We start from the raw sequence: 25932 nt of genomic DNA, 5'->3' as shown, positions 1-25932 counted from the left end.
AGCCAGAATCGGGATGTGACGGCATAATAACAAACATCGATTCCAGCGAAAGCGCTCCTCCATGAATGTTGATCTGCACTGTCACAGCACGGCCTCCGACGGCGCCCTGTCGCCCTCGATACTGGTCGCCCGGGCCCATGAGCATGGGGTGCAAACGCTGGCACTGACCGACCATGACACCGTCGAAGGCCTGCCCGAGGCGCGCCAGGCGTGCCGCGACAAGGGCATGCACTGGGTCAGCGGGGTGGAGCTGTCGTGCACCTGGGGTGGCGCGACCATCCATGTGCTGGGCTATGACTTCCCGCTCGATGCACCGCCCCTGCTGGCGGCGATCGAAGCGCTGCACCGTGGCCGCTGGCTGCGCGCCGAAGAAATCGACAAGCGGCTGGCGGCCAAGGGCATGCCAGGTACCCTCGACGGCGCCCGCGCCGTGCAGCACGAGCTGGGCGATAGCGGCAACGCCCCGGCACGCCCGCATTTTGCCGAGTATCTGGTGCGTGCCGGGCACGTCAAGGACCGCGGCGAGGCGTTTCGCAAATGGCTGGGCGCCGGCAAGTTGGGGGACGTCAAGCAGCACTGGCCGACCCTCGATGAAACCGTCGCCACCCTGCGCCAGTCCAATGCGTGGGTGAGCCTGGCGCATCCCATGCACTACGATCTGACCCGCAGCAAGCGCAGAAGGCTGATTGCCGACTATATTCAGGCAGGCGGGCAGGCACTTGAAGTGGTCAACGGGATGATGCCGGCCGAGCAGGTGGGCACGATGTCCATCCTCACCCGTGAGTTCGGCCTGCTGGCAAGCGCCGGCAGTGACTTCCACGGCCCCGGCACCTGGGGCGAGATCGGTGCCTACCGGCCTTTGCCCGAGGACCTGCCACCTCTGTGGCGCCGATTCAGCCATGAACAGCCTTTGGCGGTATGAACAGGACGACTACGTGAGCCAATTTTTCCAGATTCATGCGGAGAACCCGCAGGCGCGCCTGATCAAACAGGCCGTCGAGATCATCCGTAAGGGTGGCGTGGTGGTGTATCCGACCGACTCGGCCTATGCCCTGGGGTGCCAGATCGGTAACAAGGCGGCGATCGAGCGAGTACGGCGCCTGCGCGGCCTGGACAAGACCCACAACTTCACCCTGATGTGCTGTGACATGTCGCAGCTGGGGTTGTACGCCAAGGTCGACACTGGCACCTTCCGCCTGCTCAAGGCCCATGTGCCCGGGCCTTACACCTTCATTCTCAACGGCACCCGCGAAGTGCCGCGTCTGCTGCTGCACGAAAAGCGCCGCACCATCGGCCTGCGTGTGCCGGACCATGCCATCACCCTGGCCCTGCTGGCTGAACTGGGCGAACCGCTGATGAGCGTGAGCCTGATCTTGCCAGGTGACGACGAACCGATGACCGACCCTTACGAGATCCGCGAGCGCCTGGAGCACCATGTCGACCTGGTGATCGACGGCGGTTTCGGCGACCTCAAGGCATCGACCATCATCGACCTGTCCGGCGACGAGCCGGAGCTGGTCCGTGAAGGCTGCGGCGACCCCACGCCGTTCCTGGTCAGCGCGTGAGCCAGGTGGAAGCGCCCGAGGCGCCGGCCGAACAGGCCGAGGTGCCTCGGCAGTTGCAGCTGGCGCTGGTCTACGGCGAAGCCCTGACCGAACTGCCGCTGGACCTCTACATCCCGCCGGACGCCCTGGAGGTCATCCTCGAAGCGTTCGAGGGCCCGCTGGACCTGTTGCTATACCTGATCCGCAAGCAGAACATCGACATTCTCGACATCCCCGTAGCCGAAATTACCCGGCAGTACATGGGCTATGTGGAGCTGATGAAGAGCGTGCGCCTGGAGCTGGCTGCCGAATATCTGGTGATGGCCGCCATGCTCGCCGAGATCAAGTCGCGCATGCTGCTGCCGCGCTCGACTGACGTCGAGGAAGAGGAGGGCGACCCGCGCGCCGAGCTGATCCGCCGCCTGCAGGAGTACGAACGCTTCAAGGCTGCTGCCGAGGGCATCGACGAACTGCCACGGGTCGGCCGCGAGGTGCTGGTGCCGCGTCTGGAGGCGCCACAGGCCAAGGTGCGCAAGCTGTTGCCGCAGGTCAGCCTGGAGGAGCTGCTGGTGTCGATGGCCGAGGTAATGCGCCGCAACGACCTGTTCGAAAGCCACCAGATCACCCGCGAGACCCTGTCCACCCGCGAGCGCATGAGCCAGGTGCTGGAACGCCTCAAGGGCGGGGCGTTCGTGCCCTTCGTCGAGCTGTTTGCCGCCGAGGAGGGCAAGCTGGGCGTGGTGGTGACCTTCATGGCGATTCTCGAGCTGGTGAAGGAATCGCTGGTCGAACTGGTGCAGAATGAACCCTTTGCCGCCATCCATGTGCGGCTTCGCCCGGCGCTTGTTGAAGAACCTGATGAACCTGAATGAACCCCGCGACCTGGCGTCGCTGATCGAAGCCTTTCTGCTGGCCTCGGGCAAGCCGCAATCCCTGGAGCGCCTGTATGAGCTGTTCGAGGACGCCGAGCGACCGGAGCCCAAGGTCTTCAAGCAGGCTCTGGAGCTGCTGGGCAAGTCGTGCAATGGCCGCGCATTCGAGCTCAAGGAGGTGGCCAGCGGTTACCGCCTGCAGATTCGCCAGGAATTTGCGCCGTGGGTCGGGCGCCTGTGGGAAGAGCGCCCGCAGCGCTACTCGCGTGCGCTGCTGGAAACCCTGGCCCTGATCGCCTACCGCCAGCCCATCACCCGCGGCGAAATCGAGGATGTGCGCGGTGTGGCGGTGAACAGCAATATCATCAAGACCCTGATGGAGCGTGAGTGGATCCGCGTGGTCGGCTATCGCGAAGTGCCCGGGCGACCGGCGATGTTCGCCACCACCAAGGCGTTTCTCGACCATTTCAACCTCAAGAGCCTGGACGAGCTGCCGGCCTTGGCCGAACTGCGGGAGATGGAGCCGGAGCCGCTGCTCGACCCGGATGATGCGCCGGTGCCTGCCCACTTGCAGGCTTTGGCCGATGCCAGCCTTGGGGAGGAGGAAGAGGTGGCCGAGCCGAAGGAGGAGACCAGCTTCCGTAGCCTGCTGGTGGAGCTGGATGCCATGGAAGAGGGGCTGAAGACCGATTTCGATGACTTGCGCGAAGAAGAGCCTGAAGTCTCTGCGGCCGAAGAGGACAAGTTGCAGCCCTGATTTTCCTGCTGACTGTTCTGGCCTCTTCGCGGGTAAACCCGCTCCCACAGGGATATCACAGGTTCTGAGAGTGGTGCTGTACCTGTGGGAGCGGGTTTACCCGCGCGAGGGCCGGCACTGCCAATACATCACCATTAGGCAGAAACCCCTCGCAAAGCCCACAAAACCCTCTACCCTCCAGTGCGTTCCCCCGCCGAACCGCGTATGATGCGCGGCCTTTTGGCACATTCGTCGCCAAAACCCTTATTTCATTCCTACACCGGGAGGTGCCCAGATGAGTGAGCAAGACCTGCAAGATAGCGAAATCACCCCTCCATCCGGCGAAAAGCTGCAGAAAGTGCTGGCGCGCATCGGCGTTGGCTCGCGCCGTGACGTCGAAGCCTGGATCAGCCAGGGCCGCATCAAGGTCAATGGCGTCGAGGCTACCCTCGGCCAGCGCGTCGACCTGCACGACGCCATTGCCGTGGATGGCAAGCTGATCAAGCGCGAAGAGGCCGCCGAGGCCACCCGCCGGGTGATCATGTACAACAAGCCCGATGGCGAAATCTGCACCCGTGACGACCCGGAAGGCCGCCCGACCGTGTTCGACCGCCTGCCACGGCCAAAAGAAGGCCGCTGGATCAATATCGGCCGCCTCGACATCAACACCACCGGCCTGCTGCTGTTCACCACCGACGGTGAACTGGCCAACCGTCTGATGCACCCGTCCTACGAGATGGACCGTGAGTACGCGGTACGTGTGCGTGGTGAGGTCGACGACGAAATGATCGAGCGCCTGAAGGCCGGCGTGATGCTGGAAGACGGCCCGGCCAAGTTTACCGACATCCAGAAGGCACCCGGTGGCGAAGGCTTCAACCACTGGTACCACTGCGTGGTGATGGAAGGCCGTAACCGTGAAGTGCGTCGCCTGTGGGAGTCCCAGGGCATGGTGGTCAGCCGCCTGAAGCGCGTGCGTTTCGGCCCGGTGTTCCTCAATTCCGACCTGCCGATGGGCCGCTGGCGGGAAATGTCCCAGGGCGAAATTGACATCTTGGCCGCTGAAGTGGGCTTGCAGCCGGTGGCGCTGCCAACCTTGAACCTCAAGGCCAAGGACAAGATGGAGCGCATGCAGCGCAAATCGTCCCGCCCGCTGGGGCGTGGCGAGCGCGTGCGCAACCTGCGCCCGGCGCACGAAGGTGCTGCTGGCGAGCAACGCCCGGCGCGCCAGCCGCGTGAAGAGGCCCCGCGCAAGACCGGCCGTGGCAGCACCGTGGCCGAGCGCCCGAGCGAGATGCGCAAGCGTCCGGGCAAGCCAGAAGGTGACAAGCCGGCGGGCCGTGGTCGCGGCAAGCCGCGCGGCTGATTGGCTTTTGCTTTGAAAGAGAACCAGCCTTCGGGCTGGTTTTTTTATGGCTGTGAGAATTTGGGGCTGCAAAGCGGCCCCAAGATATTGAAGCAAAAGAATTTTTCGGACGACTGGCAAGTTCACGAACCACCCTGTAAATAAATCTATACAAAGGTGGCCGATTTCCGCCCGCATTTCAGAACATACCCCACCCTGTAAACAAACCTTGCCATCCGTAAAGCCCCAAACGCCCCGCCCCGGCCCTGGCCACCCTTGCCCAAACCCCCGCCCCACGGTGTTATAGCTGCCATTGCCGTGTGCAAAAGCCTGTCCACAGAGCCGGGCTGACAAAACAACAAATGGAGGCGCCATGTACGCCGATCACTCCGCCTTTCAAGGCCCACACCACAGGATCGCTGCGTTTTTTCCCAAGGAAACGATGCAACGCGTTGACGCCTGCGCGTTTGCAGGGGTATACAGTGCGCCGCGTTTTACCTGTGACTCCTTTGCGTACCGCGCACTCTTGATTACGCCTGGTTGACCCGCTCCGGCGGCACCTGAGGTCAAGAAACCCAAGGTAACCACCTTGCCCATTCCGCTGCGCCACGAGCGCGGTGGGTCCGATTCCGTCACAGATAAAAACAATGCAGGTGACTTCGTTCATGAGTGGACAAAACATGCATTCAGGCGAGCTCAAGCGGGGCCTGAAGAACCGCCATATCCAGTTGATCGCCCTCGGCGGTGCGATTGGTACCGGCCTGTTCCTCGGCTCGGCAGGCGTGATGAAATCCGCTGGCCCGTCGATGATCCTGGGCTACGCCATCTGCGGCTTCATCGCCTTCATGATCATGCGCCAACTCGGCGAAATGATCGTCGAAGAGCCGGTGGCCGGCTCGTTCAGCCATTTCGCCCACACCTACTGGGGTGGTTTCGCCGGCTTCCTGTCGGGCTGGAACTGCTGGGTGCTGTACATCCTGGTGGGCATGTCGGAGCTTTCGGCAGTCGGCAAGTATGTTCACTACTGGTGGCCGGAGATCCCCACCTGGGTCACGGCGGCAGCGTTCTTCGTGCTGATCAACGCCATCAACCTGATGAACGTGAAGTTTTTCGGTGAGGCCGAATTCTGGTTTGCCATCATCAAGGTGGTGGCTATCGTCAGCATGATCGGCCTGGGTGCCTACCTGCTGACCAGCGGCAGCGGCGGCCCTGAAGCCACCGTGGCCAACCTGTGGTCGCATGGCGGCTTCTTCCCGAATGGTGTCAGCGGGCTGGTGATGGCCCTGGCCTTCATCATGTTCTCCTTCGGTGGCCTGGAAATGCTCGGCTTCACCGCAGCCGAGGCCGACAAGCCGAAGACCGTGATCCCCAAGGCGATCAACCAGGTCATCTACCGCATCCTGATCTTCTATGTCGGTGCCCTGGTGGTGCTGCTGTCGCTGACCCCATGGGACAACCTGGTCGCCAGCATCGATGCATCCGGTGGCAGCTATGGCAGCAGCCCGTTCGTGCAGGTGTTCTCGCTGCTGGGCAGTGACGTGGCCGCGCACCTGTTGAACTTCGTGGTCCTGACGGCGGCACTGTCGGTGTACAACAGCGGCACCTACTGCAACGCCCGCATGCTGCTGGGCATGGCCGAGCAAGGTGACGCCCCGGCGGCGCTGGCCAAGGTCGACAGCCGCGGTGTACCGGTGCGCTCGATCCTGGTGTCGGCAGCCGTGACCCTGATCGCGGTGTTGCTCAACTACCTGATGCCGTCGAACGCGCTGGAGCTGCTGATGTCGCTGGTGGTGGCCACCCTGGTGATCAACTGGGCGATGATCAGCTACTCGCACCTGAAGTTCCGTCAGCATCTGGACCGCACCGGTCAGAAGCCGCTGTTCAAGGCGCTGTGGTACCCCTATGGCAACTACATCTGCCTGGCGTTCGTGGTGCTGATCCTGGGTATCATGCTGATGATCCCGGGTATCCAGGTGTCCGTGTATGCGATCCCGGTGTGGCTGGTCGCCATGTTCGTGGCCTACATGATCAAGCCGCGTCGCAAGGCGCAGGCAGTCGAGGCTGTTGGTAGCGTCGCCAAGTAAGGCGCTGCAGGTAGCGTACAAAAAACCCGAAGTCAGGAACTGGCTTCGGGTTTTTTATTGCCTGTACCGGCCCCTTCGCGGGTAAACCTGCTCCCACAGGGGCATCACCTGACCTGAAAGCAGCGCTACACCTGTGGGAGCGGGTTTACCCGCGAAGAGGTCGGCACAGCCAAAAATCAGATCTGCTCCAGCAACCAGCTGCGAAACGCCCGCAGCGACGGCAATGCCTCATTGCGCTGCGGGTAGATCAGGTAATAACTGCGCTGGCTGGCAAATGCCCCCCCGGGGCTGTACAGCTCGCCCTTGGCCAGTTCCTCTTCCACCAGTATGCGCGGCACCAGGCCGATGCCAATCCCGGCCCGCACCGCCTGGATCAGGTGCGAGGTCAGCTCGAAGCTCGGCCCCAGGCGCATCGCCCGGTGCGCCAGGCCATGGTGCGAGAACCACTCGCCCCAGGCATGCGGGTTGTTGGCCACATTCAGCAGCACCTCTTCACTGATGCGGGCCGGGCTCCAGCCCTGGCTGTCTGCGCCAGCTTCCGGCGGCAATATCACCACCAGTTCCTCGGCATGCAGGCGATGGCAGATCAGCCCCGGCAGGTCGTGGCTGGCCACGCCGATGGCGGCATCGATCTCGCTGGTGTCGAAGTTGATGGCCTCGATGCGTGAATGGATGTGTACCAGCATGCCCGGGTGGGCGCTGTAGAACGCATGCAGACGCGGCAGCAGCCATTTCGAGCCGAAGGTCGGCAGGGTGGCCAGGCGCAAGGTGCCCACCCCCGACTGGTAGGCCAGTGCCTGCAAAGTGGCGCTGCGGATGCGCCCCAGTGCCTCGCTGAGCTCGCGCTGGTACAGGCGACCGACATCGGTCAGCTGCACCTGGCGCCCCTCGCGGCGGAACAGGGTCAGGCCCAGCTGCTGCTCCAGTGCCTGCACCTGGCGGCTGACCGCGCTCTGGGTCAGCGACAGCTCGGCGGCGGCGCGGGTGTAGCTCTCATGCCGGGCGGCGGCCTCGAAAGCCAGTAGCAGCGACATGGACGGGGTCAGGTGGCGGTAATTCATTCATAAAAGTCATTGATAGCGGCAGGATTATCCGTTTGCCCCTGAAGCGAAACTACAGGAACATTGGCCTATACGTCATCCCCGCATGCCATCACCCATGCCGGAACGACAGCAATCCCGTGAATTAGCCAATATCAAGAGGCCATCCTTCGATGATCGCCCAGCTGCCGACCGTTGCCCCGAGCGCCAACTACCCCGAATTCCTCGAAGCCCTGCGCAACAGCGGCTTCCGTGGCCAGATCAGTGCCGACTACGCTACCCGCACGGTGCTGGCCACCGACAACTCGATCTACCAGCGCTTGCCGCAGGCGGCAGTGTTCCCGCTGGACGCCGACGATGTGGCGCGGGTCGCCACGCTGATGGCCGAGGCGCGCTTCCGGCAGGTCAAGCTGACCCCGCGCGGTGGTGGCACCGGCACCAACGGCCAGTCGCTGACCGACGGTATCGTCGTCGATCTGTCGCGGCACATGAACAAGATCCTCGAAATCAACGTCGAGGAACGCTGGGTGCGGGTGCAGGCCGGTACGGTCAAGGACCAGCTCAACGCTGCGCTCAAGCCGCATGGGCTGTTCTTCGCCCCCGAGCTGTCCACCTCCAACCGCGCCACTGTCGGCGGCATGATCAACACCGACGCCAGCGGTCAGGGCAGCTGCACCTATGGCAAGACCCGCGACCATGTACTGGAGCTGCACAGCGTGCTGCTCGGCGGCGAGCGCCTGCACAGCCTGCCGATCGACGATGCCGCGCTGGAACAGGCTTGTGCCGCGCCCGGCCGGGTCGGTGAGGTGTACCGCATGGCGCGGCAAATCCAGGAAACCCAAGCCGATCTCATCGAAACCACCTTCCCCAAGCTCAACCGTTGCCTGACCGGTTACGACCTGGCCCACCTGCGTGACGAGCAGGGCCGCTTCAACCTCAACAGCGTGCTCTGCGGTGCCGAGGGCTCGCTGGGCTATGTGGTCGAAGCCAAGCTCAATGTGCTGCCGATCCCCAAATATGCCGTGCTGGTCAACGTGCGCTACAGCAGCTTCATGGATGCCCTGCGTGACGCCAACGCGCTGATGGCGCACAAGCCGCTGTCGATCGAAACCGTCGACTCCAAGGTGCTGATGCTGGCGATGAAGGACATCGTCTGGCACAGCGTCGCCGAATACTTCCCGGCCGACCCCGAGCGCCCGACCCTGGGCATCAACCTGGTGGAGTTCTGCGGCGACGAGCCGGCCGAGGTCAATGCCAAGGTACAAGCGTTCATCCAGCACCTGCAGAGCGACACCAGCGTCGAGCGCCTGGGCCATACCCTGGCCGAGGGGGCCGAGGCGGTGACCCGTGTCTACACCATGCGCAAGCGTTCAGTGGGCCTGCTGGGCAACGTCGAGGGCGAAGTACGCCCACAACCGTTCGTCGAAGATACTGCGGTACCGCCGGAGCAACTGGCCGACTACATCGCCGACTTCCGTGCACTGCTCGATGGCTATGGCCTGGCCTATGGCATGTTCGGTCACGTCGATGCCGGCGTGCTGCACGTGCGTCCGGCGCTGGATATGAAGGACCCGGCCCAGGCCGCACTGGTCAAGCCGATTTCCGACGCCGTGGCGGCACTGACCAAAAGCTACGGCGGCTTGCTGTGGGGCGAGCACGGCAAGGGCTTGCGCTCGGAGTACGTGCCGGAGTACTTCGGCGAGCTGTACCCGGCGCTGCAGCGCCTGAAGGGCGCTTTCGACCCGCACAACCAGCTCAACCCGGGCAAGATCTGCACCCCGCCGGACAGCGCCGAAGGCCTGACCAGGGTCGATGGCGTGACCCTGCGCGGCGACCTCGACCGCACCATCGACGAGCGCGTGTGGCAGGACTTCGGCAGCGCCGTGCACTGTAACGGCAATGGCGCTTGCTACAACTACGACCCCAATGACGCCATGTGCCCGTCGTGGAAGGCCACCCGTGAACGCCAGCATTCGCCCAAGGGCCGTGCCTCGCTGATGCGCGAGTGGCTGCGCCTGCAGGGCGAGGCGAACATCGACGTGCTGGCGGCAGCGCGCAACAAGGTATCGTGGCTCAAGGGCCTGCCGGCGCGCCTGCGCAACAACCGCGCGCGCAGCCAGGGCCAGGAAGACTTCTCCCATGAGGTGTACAACGCCATGGCCGGCTGTCTGGCGTGCAAGTCGTGCGCCGGGCAGTGCCCGATCAAGGTCAACGTGCCGGACTTCCGCTCGCGCTTCCTCGAGCTTTACCACGGCCGTTACCAGCGCCCGTTGCGTGACTACCTGATCGGCTCGCTGGAGTTCACCATCCCGTACCTGGCCCACGCGCCCGGGCTGTACAACGCGGTGATGGGCTCGAAATGGGTGAGCAAGCTGCTGGCCGACAAGGTCGGCATGGTCGACAGCCCGCTGATCAGCCGCTTCAACTTCCAGGCCACCCTGACCCGCTGCCGCGTCGGCGTGGCCAGCGTGCCGGCCCTGCGCGAACTGACCCCGGCCCAGCGCGAGCGCAGCATCGTGCTGGTGCAGGATGCCTTTACCCGTTACTTCGAGACGCCGCTGCTGTCGGCCTTCATCGACCTGGCGCACCGCCTGGGCCACCGGGTGTTCCTGGCACCGTACAGTGCCAACGGCAAGCCGCTGCACGTGCAGGGCTTCCTCGGTGCGTTCGCCAAGGCGGCGATCCGCAATGCCACCCAGCTCAAGGCCCTGGCCGACTGCGGTGTGCCGCTGGTGGGCCTGGACCCGGCGATGACCCTGGTGTATCGCCAGGAGTACCAGAAAGTGCCGGGCCTGGACGGTTGCCCGCAGGTGCTGTTGCCGCAGGAGTGGCTGATGGATGTGCTGCCGGAGCAGGCGCCGACCGCGCCGGGTACGTTCCGCCTGATGGCGCACTGCACTGAGAAGACCAACGTGCCGGCCAGTACCCGGCAGTGGGAACAGGTGTTCGCTCGCCTGGGCCTGAAGCTGGTGACCGAAGCGACTGGCTGCTGCGGCATGTCCGGTACCTATGGGCACGAGGCGCGCAACCAGGACACTTCGCGGACCATCTTCGAGCAGTCGTGGGCGACCAAGCTGGACAAGGAAGGTGAGCCGCTGGCGACGGGTTATTCGTGCCGCAGCCAGGTCAAGCGCATGACCGAACGGCAGATGCGCCATCCGCTGGAAGTGGTGCTGCAGTACGCCCAGCGCTAGGTTTCACGGCCTCGGGGCTGCTTTGCAGCCCATCGCCGGCAAGCCAGCGCCTACAGGTATTGCACCGGCCTTGAAAGCTGTGGAGTACCTGTGGGAGCTGGGCTGCCGGCGATAGGGCCAGTGCAGACACTACAAATTCAGGCTTCTTGCACTCTGCTTCGATGCCGCCGTGCCTGTCGGTACAGATACAGGCTCAACACCAACCCGCTAGCTGCTGCCGCCGCGGCAAACAGAAACATCGAAGCAAAGCCGAACCCCGCCGCCACCGCACCCACCAGCGGCCCGGTCACCCCTAGCGACAAATCGATGAACAGCGAATACGCCCCCACCGCCGCCCCGCGGTTGGCCGCCGACACCTGGTTCACCGCTTCCACCCCCAGCGCCGGGAACACCAGCGAGAAGCCGAACCCGCTCAACGCCGCACCCGCCAACGCCAGCTCGGCGCTGGGCGCCAGCCACAGCATCAGCAGCCCAAGGGTTTCCACCGACAGGCAGGCAATCGCCACCCGGAACCCGCCAAGCCGGTTGATCAGGTTGCCGAACAGCAGTCGTGCACTGATGAAGCTGGCGCCGAACAGGCTCAGGGTCAGCGCCGCATTGGCCCAACCGCGGCTGGCGTAATACAAGGTGATGAAGGTGGCGATGGTGCCAAAGCCGATCGAGCCCAGGGCCAGCCCCGAGCCGTGCGGGAATACCTTGCCCAGCACTCGCAGGAACGGCAGGCGCACGCCACTGACGATCGGCGCGGCCTGCTTGGGCCAGGCCAGCAGCAAGCCAAGCGCGCACAACAGGATGATGCTCACGCCCATGCTCCACAGCCCCAGGCCCTTGACCATCAGCACGCCCAGCGGGGCGCCGATGGCCAGCGCGCCATAGCTGGCGATGCCGTTCCAGGAGATGACCTTGGCTGTGTTTTCGCCACCCACCCGGCCAATGCCCCAGCCAATCGCACCGGAGCCCACCAGGCTTTCCGCGCTGCCAAGCACCAGGCGACCGAGCAGCAGGCAGGCCAGGCTCAGCCACGGCAGGTGGGTGAGGAAGGCGCAGGCCAGCATGAACACCCCGCTGAGCCCGCAGCCGGCCAAGCCATACATGACCGCTTTCTTGCTGCCGTGGTTGTCGATGATGCGGCTGGCGGTGGGGCGGCTGAGCAGGGTGGCCAGGTATTGCACGCTGATCACCAGGCCTGCGACCACGGCACTGAAGCCCAGATCGTTGTGCACATAGCCGGGCAATACGGCCAATGGGATGCCGATATTGAGGTAGCCGATGAAGGTGAAGAGGACGATGGAGACGACTTGCAGGGTGACCGCAAGAGGGCGCGGTGAGTGGGGCATGAGGGCCTACGTGGGTTCTGGACGGTGTGAAAACGTGATGACGGGGGTAGCCCGCAGGTCAGCCGTTTTCACACAGTCGGGGGATGCGCGGTTATTCCTGGTCAGCGCTGGATTGTTCGTCACCATCCTGCTCGACGGCAGTTGCCGGTTCGGCGTGAACGGTCACGGTTGGCTCTTCTGGGTTCAGGCTTGGGAAGGGAAGATTCGGGATTTCATGCATCTCGTCGTTCCTCGCAAGTGTGAGTGAAAAGTCTGCGCCAGGCGCGTTTGGAGCTTCGCAAAGCTTGGGCAGGATACACAAGTCTGGATGACAGTTTGGATTTTTTACCGGTTGCTTGTCGGTTTTGCGGGCGAACAACGGACACTTTTCTCCAAAAAAAATGGGGCCTCTGTGGGAGCGTTTTTACCCGCGAACACCGGCGAAGCCGGTGCCATGCACCGTGTCGCCTGCTTCGCGGGTAAACCCGCTCCCACAGAGGCCCCATTTTGTTACAGGTTACTTGCGGCCTTCAGCCGTCTCCGCCACTTTGTCGGTGCGCGCGCACATGATGAAGTCATTGCGGTGCAGGCCTTTGATCGAGTGGCTCCACCAGGTCACGGTGACCTTGCCCCACTCGGTCAGCAGGCCAGGGTGGTGGCCTTCGGCCTCGGCGATCTCGCCCACGGCATTGGTGAACGCCAGGGCGTGCTTGAAGTTCTTGAACAGGAACACGCGCTCCAGCTCCATGTGGCCGTCACGTACTTCGATGTTCCAGTCCGGGATTTCGCGAATCAGCTCGGCCAGTTCTTCGTCGGTGACCTTTGGTGCGTCGGCGCGGCAGGCTTCGCAATGGGCTTGGTTCAAGGCATTCATGTGGTGTTTTCCGGTTCGAGTTGTTATCGGCAAGGTCGCTCAGGCAGCGACCTTGGGTGGAAACTTCGGTGCGTGCAGGCCCAACTGCATGGCTTTATGAACCATGCCCATGATGTCTTCGTGGGCCAGGTCGAACAGGCGCTTCATGTTCGGCAGTACGAAATACAGCGGCTGCAGGATGTCGATGCGGTACGGTGTACGCATCGCCTCGATCGGGTCGAAGGCCTGGTGCTCAGGTTCGTCAGACAGACTGTAGACGGTCTCTTTTGGTGACGAGAGGATGCCGCCGCCATAGATCTTGCGGCCCTGCGCGGTTTCCATCAGGCCGAACTCGATGGTCATCCAGTACAGGCGCGCCAGGTACACGCGTTGTTCCTTAGTCGCGGCCAGGCCGAGCTTGCCATAGGTGTGGGTGAATTCGGCGAACCAGGGGTTGGTCAGCAGCGGGCAGTGGCCGAAAATCTCGTGGAAGATATCGGGCTCTTGCAGGTAGTCCAGCTCTTGCGGGGTGCGGATGAAGGTGGCCACCGGGAAGCGCTTGCTGGCCAGCAGTTCGAAGAAGGTCTGGAAGGGAATCAGCGCCGGTACCCGGGCAACCTGCCAGCCGGTGGTGGCGCCCAGCACTTTGTTGATCTCGCCCAGTTGCGGAATACGGTCATGGGGCAGCTTGAGCTGGTCGATGCCGTCCAGGTATTCCTGGCACGCGCGGCCTTCGATCACTTTCAGCTGTCGGGTGATCAGGGTGTTCCATACCGCATGCTCTTGCTGCGGGTAATCGATAAAACCATGCGCATCGGGCTCGCGTGCCACGTATTGCGTCTGTTTCATGTGGCTCTCCTGGTGAGGGCTTTTCTTGTTATGTGCAGGACATACCTAAGGAATATCCCTTCGCGGGCGGCTTTGCACGGGGGGGAGTCAGTGGCGGGGCGGTTTTTTGCTGCGTTTTCGTAACGATAATTTTACAAAAAGGCGCAGGTGTCGGAAAATCCGAGGCATCTGGCTGATGCTTCGGCGGTTTTTGTCAGCTTATCTTTACGACTTTTCCGCGCGGTGTTGAAAAAACATTGGCGCTTCGAGAGCCCTCATGCGTATCAAAGTGCACTGCCAGAACCGTATTGGCATCCTGCGCGACATTCTCAACCTGCTGGTGGAGTACGGCATCAACGTGCTGCGCGGCGAGGTGGGCGGTGACCATGGCAACGCCATCTACCTGCATTGCCCGAACCTGATCAATTTGCAGTTCCAGGCGCTGCGGCCGAAGTTCGAGGCCATCGCCGGGGTGTTCGGTGTCAAGCGGGTGGGGTTGATGCCCAGCGAGCGCCGGCACATGGAGCTGAACGCGCTGCTGGGGGCGCTGGACTTCCCGGTGCTGTCGATCGACATGGGTGGCAGCATCGTCGCCGCCAACCGTGCCGCTGCGCAGTTGCTGGGGGTGCGGGTGGACGAGGTACCAGGCATGCCTTTGGCTCGCTATGTGGAGGACTTCGACCTGCCGGAGTTGGTACGGGCCAACAAGTCGCGGATCAACGGCCTGCGCATCAAGGTCAAGGGCGATGTGTTCCTGGCCGATATTGCGCCGCTGCAGTCCGAGCACGATGACAGCGAGGCACTGGCCGGCGCGGTGCTGACCCTGCATCGCGCCGACCGTATCGGTGAGCGCATCTACAACGTGCGCAAGCAGGAGCTGCGCGGTTTCGACAGTATCTTCCAGAGCTCGCGGGTGATGGCTGCGGTGGTGCGCGAGGCACGGCGCATGGCGCCGCTGGATGCGCCATTGCTGATCGAGGGCGAGACCGGCACCGGCAAGGAGTTGCTGGCGCGTGCCTGTCACTTGGCCAGCCCGCGTGGCCAGTCGCCGCTGATGGCGCTCAACTGTGCCGGGTTGCCCGAGTCGATGGCCGAAACCGAGCTGTTCGGCTACGGCCCCGGGGCATTCGAAGGGGCGCGGGCCGAGGGCAAGCTGGGGCTGCTGGAGCTGACCGCCGGTGGCACGCTGTTCCTTGATGGGGTAGGGGAGATGAGCCCGCGTCTGCAGGTGAAGCTGTTGCGTTTTCTGCAGGATGGCTGCTTCCGCCGCGTAGGTAGCGATGAAGAGGTGTACCTGGATGTGCGGGTGATCTGCGCGACGCAGGTGGATTTGTCCGAATTGTGTGCCCGTGGCGAGTTTCGCCAGGACCTGTATCACCGGCTCAATGTGTTGTCGCTGCACATTCCGCCCTTGCGCGAATGCATGGATGGCCTGGAAGGGCTGGTGCAGCACTTTCTCGACCAGGCCAGCCGGCAGATCGGCTGCGCGATGCCACGGCTGGCGCCGGCGGCGATGGACAAACTCAGCCAGTACCATTGGCCGGGTAATGTCAGGCAGTTGGAAAACGTGTTGTTCCAGGCGGTTTCGTTATGTGAAGGCGGTGTGGTCAAGAGTGAACATATACGTTTGCCGGATTATGGTGTGCGCCAACCGCTGGGTGAGTTTTCGCTGGACGGGGATCTTTCGCAGATTGTCGGGCGCTTTGAAAAAGCGGTGCTGGAAAGTTTGCTGGGGGAGTTTCCCAGTAGCCGGGCTTTAGGCAAAAGACTGGGTGTTTCGCATACCACGATTGCCAACAAGTTGAGGGATTATTCGCTGGGCAAGTCAGCGGATTAAGTGGTCGTTAGTTAATAACCTGTCAATCAGGTGGTGTCTGCTTCGCGGGTACAGTGTTGGACTCAAGGCAAGCGCTGTACCTGTGGGAGCGGGTTTACCCGCGAATGGGGCCCAGGGGCCCCAATTCACAAGGTATCAGCCGTTCGAGCAGCCGTTCCCCATCACGCGGTATTCGAGAATGTGCTTCTGGCCCCTGGAGTCCTCGTAGGTCATGCGGGCTGGCACGACTTCGCACACATTGGGCACTTCGCTCATGGAAATGACACGGGCAATGTCCAGGTGCTGCGAGTAACTGTACTGTTCAACCGGAATCTGCTCGGCATCTTTGCCTTCGCCGGCCATCGCCGCACCGCAAAGACTGCCAAGTACCAATACCAGTAAAGCTTTCATTTTCTATTTACCTGTCTAAGGTCGTGAGGGGGCACGCGGCGCTTATGGCGCCGCGCGTATTGCAAGTTTTAACTATCGGGTTTGGATGGGGATTAACGCTTGCCTTCGTGGGGGCTGTTACCAGTTGTTAATCGCCTTGCCGTTGCTGGCGAGGTGAATTTTATGGCGGGGGCCAGGGCCGAAACAGTGGCTCTTTTGATAAAGTGTTTTGACAGAATCTGTAACAATCTTCGGGTAAACGGCCCCATTTTTTCCTCGCCATGGCTGTAAGGTGCGTGCCAGAGCGCTTTGTCAGAACGGGCGTACCAAATTACTACCAACGTCGAATGGCTTTTGTCGCTCTGGTACAGTTACAAACGGTTCCATACAAAAACAACTATTACACCGAGGTAACACAGATGAGTGCGGCTCCACTGTATCCCGTTCGTCCCGAGGTTGCGGCCACCACCCTGACCGATGAGGCCACCTACAAGGCCATGTACCAGCAATCGGTGATCAACCCGGACGGCTTCTGGCGCGAGCAGGCCCAGCGCATCGACTGGATCAAGCCGTTTACCAAGGTCAAGCAGACCTCCTTCGACGACCACCACGTCGATATCAAATGGTTCGCCGACGGCACTCTGAACGTTTCCTCCAACTGCCTGGATCGCCACCTCGCAGAACGCGGCGACCAGTTGGCCATCATCTGGGAAGGCGACGACCCTTCCGAACACCGCAACATCACCTACCGCGAGCTGCACGAGCAGGTCTGCAAGTTCGCCAACGCCCTGCGTGGCCAGGATGTGCACCGGGGTGACGTGGTCACCATCTATATGCCGATGATCCCCGAGGCCGTGGTCGCCATGCTGGCCTGTGCCCGTATCGGTGCGATCCATTCGGTGGTGTTCGGCGGCTTCTCGCCAGAGGCGCTGGCTGGCCGTATCATCGACTGCAAGTCCAAGATCGTGATTACCGCCGACGAAGGCGTGCGCGGCGGCCGACGTACCCCGCTCAAGGCCAACGTCGATCTGGCGCTGACCAACCCTGAAACCAGCAGCGTGCAGAAAATCATCGTGTGCAAGCGCACCGGTGGCGACATTGCCTGGCACCAGCACCGCGACATCTGGTACGAAGACCTGATGAAAGTGGCCTCCAGCCACTGCGCGCCGAAAGAGATGGGGGCCGAGGAAGCGTTGTTCATCCTTTATACCTCCGGTTCCACCGGCAGGCCGAAGGGCGTGCTGCACACCACCGGTGGCTACCTGGTATATGCCGCGCTGACCCATGAGCGCGTGTTCGACTATCGCCCGGGCGAGGTCTACTGGTGCACTGCTGACGTGGGTTGGGTCACCGGCCACAGCTACATCGTCTACGGCCCGCTGGCCAACGGCGCCACCACCCTGCTGTTCGAGGGCGTGCCGAACTACCCGGACATCACCCGTGTGACGAAGATCGTCGACAAGCACAAGGTCAACATCCTGTACACCGCGCCAACCGCCATCCGCGCGATGATGGCCGAAGGCGAGGCCGCGGTTGCCGGTGCCGATGGCTCCAGCCTGCGTCTGCTTGGCTCGGTGGGTGAGCCGATCAACCCTGAAGCCTGGAACTGGTACTACAAGACCGTGGGCAAGGAACGTTGCCCGATTGTCGACACCTGGTGGCAGACCGAGACCGGCGGCATCCTGATCAGCCCGCTGCCGGGCGCTACCGGCCTCAAGCCAGGCTCGGCAACCCGCCCGTTCTTTGGCGTGGTGCCGGCGTTGGTCGATAACCTGGGCAACCTGATCGAGGGCGCTGCCGAAGGTAACCTGGTAATCCTCGATTCCTGGCCGGGCCAGTCGCGTTCGCTGTACGGCGACCACGACCGTTTCGTCGATACCTACTTCAAGACCTTCCGTGGCATGTACTTCACCGGCGACGGCGCGCGCCGCGACGAGGATGGCTACTACTGGATCACCGGCCGCGTGGATGACGTGCTGAACGTGTCCGGTCACCGCATGGGTACTGCCGAGATCGAAAGCGCCATGGTGGCGCATGCGAAAGTGGCTGAAGCGGCGGTGGTGGGTGTGCCGCACGACATCAAGGGGCAGGGCATCTATGTGTATGTCACCCTCAATGCCGGTATCGAGGCCAGCGAGCAGTTGCGCCTGGAACTGAAGAACTGGGTGCGCAAGGAAATCGGCCCGATCGCCTCGCCGGATGTGATCCAGTGGGCGCCGGGGCTGCCGAAGACCCGTTCGGGCAAGATCATGCGCCGTATCCTGCGCAAGATTGCCACGGGTGAGTACGATGCCCTGGGCGATATCTCGACCCTGGCCGACCCAAGCGTGGTGCAGCACCTGATCGATACCCACAAGGCCATGAACCTGGCTTCGGCCTGATAGCTGCAAGCATTTGAAGCCTGAAAGCTTGCGCGATCCCTGTGGGAGCGGGTTCACCCGCGAAGCAGGCAACGCGGTGGATGGCACCGGCGTCGCCGGTGTTCGCGGCTAAAGCCGCTCCCACAGGTAAGGCCTGTGCAGCCAACCAAAACCCCGTCCGGGCAACCGGCGGGGTTTTTTGCTTTACTGTTACCCGACATTCATCGGTAACTGTTCTGTCACCGGCCCTGCACAATATCGGGGCGCCAGGAAACAATTCCGGCCCGTTCCGGTGCGCTCCCGCAGCCATTTTCTGCAATACGGCACGCTGCACTTGCCGTACTACAAGGCTTTGCCAATAATAGGCCCGGGAATTGCTAGGTTTATAGGTTCTATTTCTTGCGCTTTTGCATATTTTGCAATGGCTGTCAACATCGCCCGCTGTGGTTTCAAGCGCTTCTATAAGTAGTTGTCGCTTTGAAGAAATATCGACTACCGGGCTGTCGTTAAAATGCCAGTCACTCGCTCGTGGTCTGCGACCTTGGTCGAACCCTGCGCGGCTCGCGTTGTACCCATTCGCATATCGGGCAGCCGTTACCTGCCTTGTATTGCCCTGTACCGATGGAGTTACCTGATGAAGAAGCTCGCACTGCTTGGCGCCCTGGCGCTGTCCGTGTTTTCCCTGGTGTCGCAGGCCGATGAAAAACCGCTGAAAATCGGCATCGAAGCCGCCTACCCACCGTTCGCCTTCAAGCAACCCGACGGCAGTATCGCCGGTTTCGACTACGACATTGGCAACGCCCTGTGCGAAGAGATGAAAGCCAAGTGCACCTGGGTCGAGCAGGAGTTCGACGGCCTGATCCCGGCGCTGAAAGTGCGCAAGATCGACGCCATCCTGTCGTCCATGTCGATCACCGAAGACCGCAAGAAATCGGTCGACTTCACCAAGCGCTACTACCTGACCCCGGCGCGCCTGGTGATGAAGGAAGGCACCGCCGTCAGCGACAGCCTGGATGAGCTCAAGGGCAAGAAGATCGGTGTGCAGCGCGGCTCGATCCACGACCGCTTCGCCAAGGAGGTGCTGGGCGCCAAAGGTGCCACCGTGGTTCCTTACGGCACCCAGAACGAAATCTACCTGGACGTGGCAGCCGGCCGCCTCGATGGCACCGTGGCTGACGCCACCCTGCTGGAAGACGGCTTCCTCAAGACCGACGCCGGCAAGGGCTTCGCCTTCGTAGGCCCGTCCTTCACCGACGCCAAGTACTTCGGTGACGGCATCGGCATTGCCGTGCGCAAGGGTGACAAGGCCAACGTCGACCGCATCAATGCGGCCATCGACGCGATCCGTGCCAATGGCAAGTACAAAGAAATCGAGAAAAAGTACTTCAACTTCGATATCTACGGTCCAGACTCGAACTAAGACGTCGGGTTTCACCTGTGCAATGGTGCAAACAGCAGAGGCTCTGAGGTTTGCACCATTTTTCATTCTCTAGGTCGAGGACCTCATCATGTTGAAAGGCTATGGGGCAGTCATCCTCGACGGGGCGTGGCTGACGCTTCAGCTCGCCCTGTCGTCGATGGCCCTGGCCATCGTGCTCGGCCTGATCGGTGTGGCGCTGCGCTTGTCGCCGGTGCGCTGGCTGGCCTGGCTGGGCGATCTGTATTCCACGGTTATTCGTGGCATTCCGGACCTGGTCCTGATCCTGCTGATCTTCTACGGCGGTCAGGACATCATCAACCGGGTTGCGCCGTTGCTCGGCTATGAAGACTACATCGACCTGAATCCGCTGATCGCGGGTATCGGTACCCTGGGCTTCATTTTTGGCGCCTACCTGTCGGAAACCTTCCGCGGTGCGTTCCTCGGCATTCCCAAAGGCCAGGCCGAAGCGGGCGTGGCGTATGGCATGAGCAGCTTCCAGGTGTTCTTCCGCATCCAGGTGCCGCAAATGATTCGCCTGGCGATCCCGGGCTTCACCAACAACTGGCTGGTGCTGACCAAGGCCACCGCGCTGATTTCGGTCGTGGGCCTGCAGGACATGATGTTCAAGGCCAAGCAGGCGGCCGACGCCACCCGCGAGCCTTTCACCTTCTTCCTGGCGGTGGCAGCCCTGTACCTGGTGCTGACCAGCGTCTCGCTGCTGGCCCTGAAGTATCTCGAGCGCCGCTACTCGGTGGGCGTCAAGGTGGCTGAACTATGATCTTCGACTACAACGTCGTCTGGGAGGCGTTGCCGATGTACTTCGGCGGCCTGCTGACCACTCTCAAGCTGCTGGCGATTTCGCTGTTCTTCGGCCTGCTGGCGGCCATCCCGCTGGGCTTGATGCGGGTTTCCAGGCAGCCGGTGGTCAACATGGCTGCGTGGCTCTACACCTATGTGATCCGCGGCACGCCGATGCTGGTGCAGCTGTTCCTGATCTACTACGGTCTGGCGCAGTTCGAGGCGGTGCGCGAAAGCGTGTTCTGGCCGCTGCTGTCCAGCGCCACCTTCTGCGCATGTCTGGCGTTCGGTATCAACACCAGCGCCTACACCGCCGAAATCATCGCCGGCAGCCTCAAGGCCACGCCCCATGGCGAGATCGAGGCGGCCAAGGCCATGGGCATGTCGCGCATGAAGATGTACCGGCGCATCCTGCTGCCGTCGGCCCTGCGTCGGGCGCTGCCGCAGTACAGCAACGAAGTGATCATGATGCTGCAGACCACCAGTCTGGCGTCGATCGTCACCCTGATCGACATCACTGGCGCTGCGCGCACGGTCAATGCCCAGTACTACCTGCCTTTCGAGGCCTACATCACGGCGGGCGTGTTCTACCTGTGCCTGACCTTCATCCTGGTGCGCCTGTTCAAGATGGCCGAACGCCGCTGGCTCGGCTACCTGGCGCCGCGCAAGCACTGACCGCTTTGTGAGAATCGACAGCATGTACAAACTCGAAGTCCAAGACCTGCACAAGCGCTACGGCAGCCATGAAGTGCTCAAGGGCGTGTCCCTGTCGGCCAAGGCAGGCGATGTCATCAGCATCATCGGCTCCAGCGGTTCGGGCAAGTCGACCTTCCTGCGCTGCATCAACCTGCTGGAGCAGCCGCACGCCGGCAAGATCCTGCTCAACAACGAAGAGTTGAAGCTGGTGCCGGGCAAGGATGGCGCGCTCAAGGCCGCCGACCCGCGTCAGTTGCAGCGCATGCGCTCGCGGCTGTCGATGGTTTTCCAGCACTTCAACCTGTGGTCGCACATGACTGCGCTGGAAAACATCATCGAAGCGCCGGTGCACGTGCTGGGCGTGAACCGCAAGGAGGCCCTGGAAAAGGCCGAGCACTACCTGGCCAAGGTCGGTGTCGCCCACCGCAAGGATGCCTTCCCTGGGCACATGTCCGGCGGTGAGCAGCAGCGTGTGGCAATTGCCCGGGCGCTGGCGATGGAGCCGGAGGTCATGCTGTTCGACGAGCCGACCTCGGCGCTGGACCCGGAGCTGGTGGGTGATGTGCTCAAGGTGATGCAGGCACTGGCTCAGGAAGGCCGCACCATGGTGGTAGTGACCCACGAAATGGGCTTTGCCCGCGAGGTGTCCAACCAGCTGGTGTTCCTCCACAAGGGCCTGGTGGAAGAAACCGGTTGCCCGCGCGAAGTGCTGGCCAACCCGCAGTCGGAGCGCCTGAAGCAGTTCCTCTCCGGCAGCCTGAAGTAAAAACTGCATTTTTGCACCAGAATAGGGCATGCTGCGCGGCGAGCGCAGCCTGACCCGGCGCACAGACTCGAACGACCTCAGGTTTCGGACCGCACCCTATGACCACCCAGCGAATCGGTTTTCTCATCTGGCCCAGCACCAGGCCCTTGACCCTGGCGCTGGCCGAGGAAGTGTTGCTGGTGGCGCAGCGGGTGCACCCGGAGGTGGTCTACGAGCTGCTCTTCCTGCAGGCGGAGCCGGCGCAGGAGGGCAGCTGGCGTCTGCCGGGCGAGGCGTGGAACGGCCGCCTCGAGGGGTGTCACAAGCTGTTTCTGCTGGCCGACGAGCAGCCGCCGGCGGTGGGGGCGGCGTTGTCGGCGGCGCTCAAGCAGTTGGCGCGCAGTGGCTGCATGGTCGGTGGCCTGTCGGCCGGGGTTTATCCCCTGGCGATGCTGGGCCTGCTCGACGGTTACCGCGCTGCGGTGCATTGGCGCTGGCAGGACGATTTTGCCGAGCGCTTCCCCAAAGTCATCGCCACCAGTCACCTGTTCGACTGGGATCGCGATCGCCTGACTGCCTGTGGCGGCATGGCCGTGACCGACCTGCTGCTGGCGGTGCTGGCGCGTGATCACGGGGCGGAGCTGGCCGGGGCGGTGTCGGAGGAGTTGGTGGTCGAGCGCATCCGCGAGGGGGGCGAGCGCCAGCGCATTCCGCTGCAGAACCGCTTGGGCTCGAGCCATCCCAAGCTGACCCAGGCGGTGCTGTTGATGGAGGCCAACATCGAAGAGCCGCTGACCACCGACGAAATTGCCCAGCACGTGTGCGTGTCGCGCCGGCAGCTGGAGCGTATCTTCAAGCAGTACCTGAACCGCGTGCCGAGCCAGTATTACCTGGAGCTGCGGCTGAACAAGGCGCGGCAGATGCTGATGCAGACCAGCAAGTCGATCATCCAGATCGGGCTGTCCTGCGGCTTCTCCTCGGGGCCGCATTTCTCCAGCGCCTATCGCAACTTCTTTGGCGCCACGCCGCGGGAAGACCGCAACCAGCGGCGCAGCAGCAGCCCGTTCGAACTGAGCTCGGCACCTGCCGAAAAAGGCTGAGTTTTCTGTTGTCTGTGCTGGCCCTATCGCCGGCAAGCCAGCTCCCACAGGATCACCACAAACCCTGAAGTTTGCGGGGTACCTGTGGGAGCTGGCTTGCCGGCGATAGGGCCGGTGCAGGCAACCACTCTTCTATATGTGAACACCCGTTCACCCAGCCCCCTCTCTCCCGTACACTGCGCGATTGCGACAGTGTTTGTCGCATTGCCGAAAGCCTTGTCAAAACTGGGTTTTGCGCTGTAACAAGTTGTCGCTTGGCCGCAAGGACAGGCGCGGATCAGTCCTTACAATCCCCCCATCGCTCGCCACTTCCAGGCCAGCGTTCCTCTTCAGGAGACTCAGATGTCCGTTGAGCAAGCCCCGGTGCAACGTGCCGATTTCGACCAGGTCATGGTCCCCAACTATTCTCCGGCGGCCTTCATTCCTGTGCGAGGCGAGGGTTCCCGCGTTTGGGATCAGTCAGGTCGCGAGTTGATCGACTTTGCCGGTGGCATCGCGGTCAACGCCCTGGGCCACTGCCACCCGGCACTGGTCAAGGCCTTGACCGAGCAGGCCAACACCCTCTGGCACGTATCCAACGTGTTCACCAACGAGCCGGCCCTGCGCCTGGCTCACAAACTGGTGGACGCCACCTTTGCCGACCGTGCGTTCTTCTGCAACTCTGGCGCCGAGTCCAACGAGGCCGCCTTCAAGCTGGCCCGTCGCGTTGCCCATGACCGCTTCGGCCCGGAAAAGCACGAAATCATCGCCACCGTGAACAGCTTCCACGGTCGTACCCTGTTCACCGTCAGCGTCGGTGGCCAGCCGAAGTATTCTGACGGCTTCGGCCCGAAGATCACCGGCATCAGCCACGTGCCATACAACGACCTGGAAGCGTTGAAGGCACAGATTTCCGCCAAGACCTGCGCCGTGGTGATCGAGCCGATCCAGGGCGAGAGCGGCGTGGTGCCGGCCGACAAGGCCTACCTGGAAGGCGCGCGCAAACTGTGTGACGAACACAACGCCCTGCTGATCTTCGACGAAGTGCAGACCGGCGTGGGCCGTACCGGTTCGCTGTATGCCTACCAGCACTACGGCGTGACCCCGGATATCCTGACCAGCGCCAAGAGCCTGGGCGGCGGCTTCCCGATCGGTGCCATGCTGACCACCACCGAGCTGGCCAAGCACCTGGCCGTCGGCACCCACGGCACCACCTACGGCGGCAACCCGCTGGGCTGCGCCGTTGCCTGCGCGGTGCTGGACGTGGTCAACACTCCGGAAACCCTGGCCGGCATCAAGGCCAAGCATGAGCGCTTCAAGGTCCGCCTGGAGCAGATCGGCCAGAAGTACCACCTGTTCAGCCAGGTACGTGGCGTTGGCCTGCTGCTGGGCTGCGTGCTGACCGAGGCCTGGAAAGGCAAGGCCAAGGACGTGCTCAACGCTGCCGAGAAAGAAGGCGTGATGGTGCTGCAGGCCGGCCCGGACGTGGTCCGCTTCGCGCCAAGCCTGGTGGTTGAAGACGCCGACATCGATGAAGGCCTGGACCGCTTCGAGCGCGCCGTGGCCACCCTGACCCAGGGCTGATCCGCCTGCGTCCCTTCGCCGGCCCCGGCGCAGGCTCAGCCCGAGTCTGGACCGGGCCGGTGATACCCGATTCCAGTGCAGGTGCCAATGCACCTGCCGTTTTTCCGTGCCGCCGTGAGCGGCCCGCATTCCAAAGGAGTGACACCATGCTGGTGATGCGCCCCGCGCAAATGGCTGATCTGAACGAAGTGCAGCGTATGGCTGCAGACAGCCCCATTGGTGTCACCTCGCTGCCGGACGACGCTGCTCGCCTGGGCGACAAGATCGCCGCTTCCGAGACTTCCTTCGCCGCCGAGGTCAGCTTCAACGGTGAAGAAAGCTACTTCTTCGTGCTCGAAGACAGCGAAACCGGCAAGCTCGCCGGCTGCTCGGCCATCGTCGCTTCGGCCGGCTACTCCGAGCCGTTCTACAGCTTTCGTAACGAGACCTTCGTGCACGCCTCGCGTGAGCTGAAGATCCACAACAAGATCCACGTGCTGTCGCTGTGCCACGACCTGACCGGCAACAGCCTGCTGACCAGCTTCTATGTGCTGCCGGAGTTGGTGAACAGTAGCTGGGCCGAGCTCAATTCGCGCGGTCGCCTGCTGTTCATGGCAGCGCACCCGGAGCGTTTCGCCGACTCGGTGGTGACCGAGATCGTCGGCTACAGCGACGAGCAGGGTGAGTCGCCGTTCTGGGATGCCATCGGCCGCAACTTCTTCGACCTCAACTACGCTGACGCCGAGCGCCTGTGCGGCCTGAAGAGCCGCACCTTCCTCGCCGAGCTGATGCCGCACTACCCGATCTACGTGCCGCTGCTGCCTGACCTGGCGCAGGAGGCCATGGGCCAGGTGCACCCGCGGGCGCAGATCACCTTCGACATCCTCATGCGCGAAGGCTTCGAGACCGAGCACTACATCGACATCTTCGACGGTGGCCCGACCCTGCATGCGCGGACCTCGGGTATCCGCTCGATCGCCCAGAGCCGGGTGGTGCCGGTGAAGATCGAAGAAGCTGCGGCCAAGGGGAGCCGTCCGTATCTGGTGTGCAATGGCCAGTTGCAGGACTACCGTGCAGTGCTGCTGGACCTCGACTGGGTGCCTGGCAAACCGGTCAGCCTGAGCCCGGCAGCCGCCGATGCGCTGGGGGTGGGCGAGGGTGCCAGCGTGCGCCTGGTCGCGGTCTGAGGTCTGGCAACAGACGTTTCGGGATTGATGCGTTAGAAGAGTTTCGCGCCGGCCGCCGCCGCCGCACAA

The 25932-nt window shown here is 62.8% G+C and carries 22 protein-coding genes; 16 read left to right on the top strand and 6 right to left on the bottom strand.

What is annotated here, in order from left to right; genetic code table 11:
• The first annotated feature begins 61 nt into the window (after positions 1 to 61).
• From FQ664_RS20815 to FQ664_RS20785, 6 genes are all read left to right on the top strand, one after another.
• Positions 62 to 922: a PHP domain-containing protein gene (locus FQ664_RS20815; protein ID WP_144174551.1), complete on the top strand. Its 861-nt coding sequence runs from the start codon at positions 62 to 64 to the stop codon at positions 920 to 922.
• A 13-nt stretch (positions 923 to 935) separates the two neighbouring features.
• Positions 936 to 1565: an L-threonylcarbamoyladenylate synthase gene (locus tag FQ664_RS20810; RefSeq protein WP_112253257.1), complete on the top strand. Its 630-nt coding sequence runs from the start codon at positions 936 to 938 to the stop codon at positions 1563 to 1565.
• 125 nt (positions 1566 to 1690) lie between these two features.
• Positions 1691 to 2416 (top strand): segregation and condensation protein A, encoded by a 726-nt coding sequence (locus FQ664_RS20805; protein WP_178091033.1) that lies wholly within the window; start codon positions 1691 to 1693, stop codon positions 2414 to 2416.
• Positions 2403 to 3173 (top strand): SMC-Scp complex subunit ScpB, encoded by a 771-nt coding sequence (gene scpB, locus FQ664_RS20800; protein WP_144174547.1) that lies wholly within the window; start codon positions 2403 to 2405, stop codon positions 3171 to 3173. The genes FQ664_RS20805 and scpB overlap by 14 nt, the downstream gene beginning before the upstream one ends.
• A gap of 274 nt (positions 3174 to 3447) precedes the next feature.
• Positions 3448 to 4515, top strand: coding sequence for a 23S rRNA pseudouridine(2605) synthase RluB (gene rluB / locus FQ664_RS20790; protein ID WP_144174545.1), 1068 nt, complete (start codon positions 3448 to 3450; stop codon positions 4513 to 4515).
• Positions 4516 to 5159: 644 nt separating this feature from the next.
• Entirely contained in the window at positions 5160 to 6578 is a 1419-nt protein-coding gene (locus FQ664_RS20785; RefSeq protein WP_178091026.1) for an amino acid permease, read from the top strand.
• A 176-nt stretch (positions 6579 to 6754) separates the two neighbouring features.
• Here the strand turns inward: FQ664_RS20785 and FQ664_RS20780 are convergent, their stop codons facing one another.
• Entirely contained in the window at positions 6755 to 7639 is an 885-nt protein-coding gene (locus FQ664_RS20780; protein WP_144174543.1) for a LysR substrate-binding domain-containing protein, read from the bottom strand.
• A 152-nt stretch (positions 7640 to 7791) separates the two neighbouring features.
• Between FQ664_RS20780 and ydiJ the strand changes: the two genes are divergently transcribed.
• Positions 7792 to 10812, top strand: coding sequence for a D-2-hydroxyglutarate dehydrogenase YdiJ (gene ydiJ / locus FQ664_RS20775; protein ID WP_144174541.1), 3021 nt, complete (start codon positions 7792 to 7794; stop codon positions 10810 to 10812).
• A gap of 137 nt (positions 10813 to 10949) precedes the next feature.
• Here the strand turns inward: ydiJ and FQ664_RS20770 are convergent, their stop codons facing one another.
• The 4 genes from FQ664_RS20770 to phhA form a co-directional block, all read right to left on the bottom strand.
• Positions 10950 to 12149: an MFS transporter gene (locus tag FQ664_RS20770; protein ID WP_144174540.1), complete on the bottom strand. Its 1200-nt coding sequence runs from the start codon at positions 12147 to 12149 to the stop codon at positions 10950 to 10952.
• 91 nt (positions 12150 to 12240) lie between these two features.
• The gene (locus tag FQ664_RS20765; protein ID WP_144174539.1) at positions 12241 to 12507 is read right to left on the bottom strand and encodes a hypothetical protein; all 267 of its coding nucleotides are present in this window, start codon (positions 12505 to 12507) and stop codon (positions 12241 to 12243) included.
• A 138-nt stretch (positions 12508 to 12645) separates the two neighbouring features.
• The gene (locus tag FQ664_RS20755; RefSeq protein ID WP_003254532.1) at positions 12646 to 13002 is read right to left on the bottom strand and encodes a 4a-hydroxytetrahydrobiopterin dehydratase; all 357 of its coding nucleotides are present in this window, start codon (positions 13000 to 13002) and stop codon (positions 12646 to 12648) included.
• A gap of 39 nt (positions 13003 to 13041) precedes the next feature.
• Complete coding sequence (phhA, locus tag FQ664_RS20750) at positions 13042 to 13830, bottom strand: phenylalanine 4-monooxygenase (RefSeq protein ID WP_144174537.1); 789 nt, start codon at positions 13828 to 13830, stop codon at positions 13042 to 13044.
• A 256-nt stretch (positions 13831 to 14086) separates the two neighbouring features.
• Between phhA and FQ664_RS20740 the strand changes: the two genes are divergently transcribed.
• Positions 14087 to 15646 (top strand): sigma-54-dependent transcriptional regulator, encoded by a 1560-nt coding sequence (locus FQ664_RS20740; RefSeq protein ID WP_144174536.1) that lies wholly within the window; start codon positions 14087 to 14089, stop codon positions 15644 to 15646.
• Positions 15647 to 15781: 135 nt separating this feature from the next.
• Here the strand turns inward: FQ664_RS20740 and FQ664_RS20735 are convergent, their stop codons facing one another.
• On the bottom strand, positions 15782 to 16036 hold the full coding sequence (locus FQ664_RS20735) for a DUF2790 domain-containing protein (RefSeq protein WP_144174535.1): 255 nt from the start codon (positions 16034 to 16036) through the stop codon (positions 15782 to 15784).
• A 398-nt stretch (positions 16037 to 16434) separates the two neighbouring features.
• Here FQ664_RS20735 and acs point away from each other — a divergent pair, with 398 nt between their 5' ends.
• From acs to aruF, 8 genes are all read left to right on the top strand, one after another.
• Positions 16435 to 18396 carry an acetate--CoA ligase gene (acs, locus tag FQ664_RS20730; protein ID WP_144174534.1) on the top strand — a complete coding sequence of 654 codons (1962 nt, stop codon included), beginning with the start codon at positions 16435 to 16437 and terminating at the stop codon, positions 18394 to 18396.
• Positions 18397 to 19009: 613 nt separating this feature from the next.
• Positions 19010 to 19795 (top strand): ABC transporter substrate-binding protein, encoded by a 786-nt coding sequence (locus FQ664_RS20725; RefSeq protein ID WP_075045965.1) that lies wholly within the window; start codon positions 19010 to 19012, stop codon positions 19793 to 19795.
• 88 nt (positions 19796 to 19883) lie between these two features.
• The gene (locus FQ664_RS20720; RefSeq protein ID WP_144174533.1) at positions 19884 to 20573 is read left to right on the top strand and encodes an ABC transporter permease; all 690 of its coding nucleotides are present in this window, start codon (positions 19884 to 19886) and stop codon (positions 20571 to 20573) included.
• The gene (locus FQ664_RS20715) at positions 20570 to 21268 is read left to right on the top strand and encodes an ABC transporter permease (RefSeq protein ID WP_144174532.1); all 699 of its coding nucleotides are present in this window, start codon (positions 20570 to 20572) and stop codon (positions 21266 to 21268) included. Before FQ664_RS20720 ends, FQ664_RS20715 begins: the two co-directional genes overlap by 4 nt.
• Before the next feature lie 22 nt (positions 21269 to 21290).
• Complete coding sequence (locus FQ664_RS20710; RefSeq protein WP_025340127.1) at positions 21291 to 22055, top strand: ABC transporter ATP-binding protein; 765 nt, start codon at positions 21291 to 21293, stop codon at positions 22053 to 22055.
• Between the two features lie 98 nt (positions 22056 to 22153).
• Positions 22154 to 23134: a transcriptional regulator ArgR gene (argR, locus tag FQ664_RS20705; RefSeq protein ID WP_144174531.1), complete on the top strand. Its 981-nt coding sequence runs from the start codon at positions 22154 to 22156 to the stop codon at positions 23132 to 23134.
• A gap of 342 nt (positions 23135 to 23476) precedes the next feature.
• Positions 23477 to 24697, top strand: coding sequence for an aspartate aminotransferase family protein (locus tag FQ664_RS20695; protein ID WP_144174529.1), 1221 nt, complete (start codon positions 23477 to 23479; stop codon positions 24695 to 24697).
• 146 nt (positions 24698 to 24843) lie between these two features.
• A complete protein-coding gene (aruF, locus tag FQ664_RS20690) occupies positions 24844 to 25863 on the top strand; it encodes an arginine/ornithine succinyltransferase subunit alpha (protein ID WP_144174528.1) in 1020 nt (339 codons plus the stop codon).
• The last annotated feature ends 69 nt before the right edge of the window (positions 25864 to 25932 follow it).

Source organism: Pseudomonas persica, from assembly GCF_900291015.1.
Classification (GTDB): domain Bacteria; phylum Pseudomonadota; class Gammaproteobacteria; order Pseudomonadales; family Pseudomonadaceae; genus Aquipseudomonas.
The sequence above is the reverse complement of the archived record's forward strand: the minus strand, read 5'-3'. Positions and strand labels throughout refer to the sequence as shown.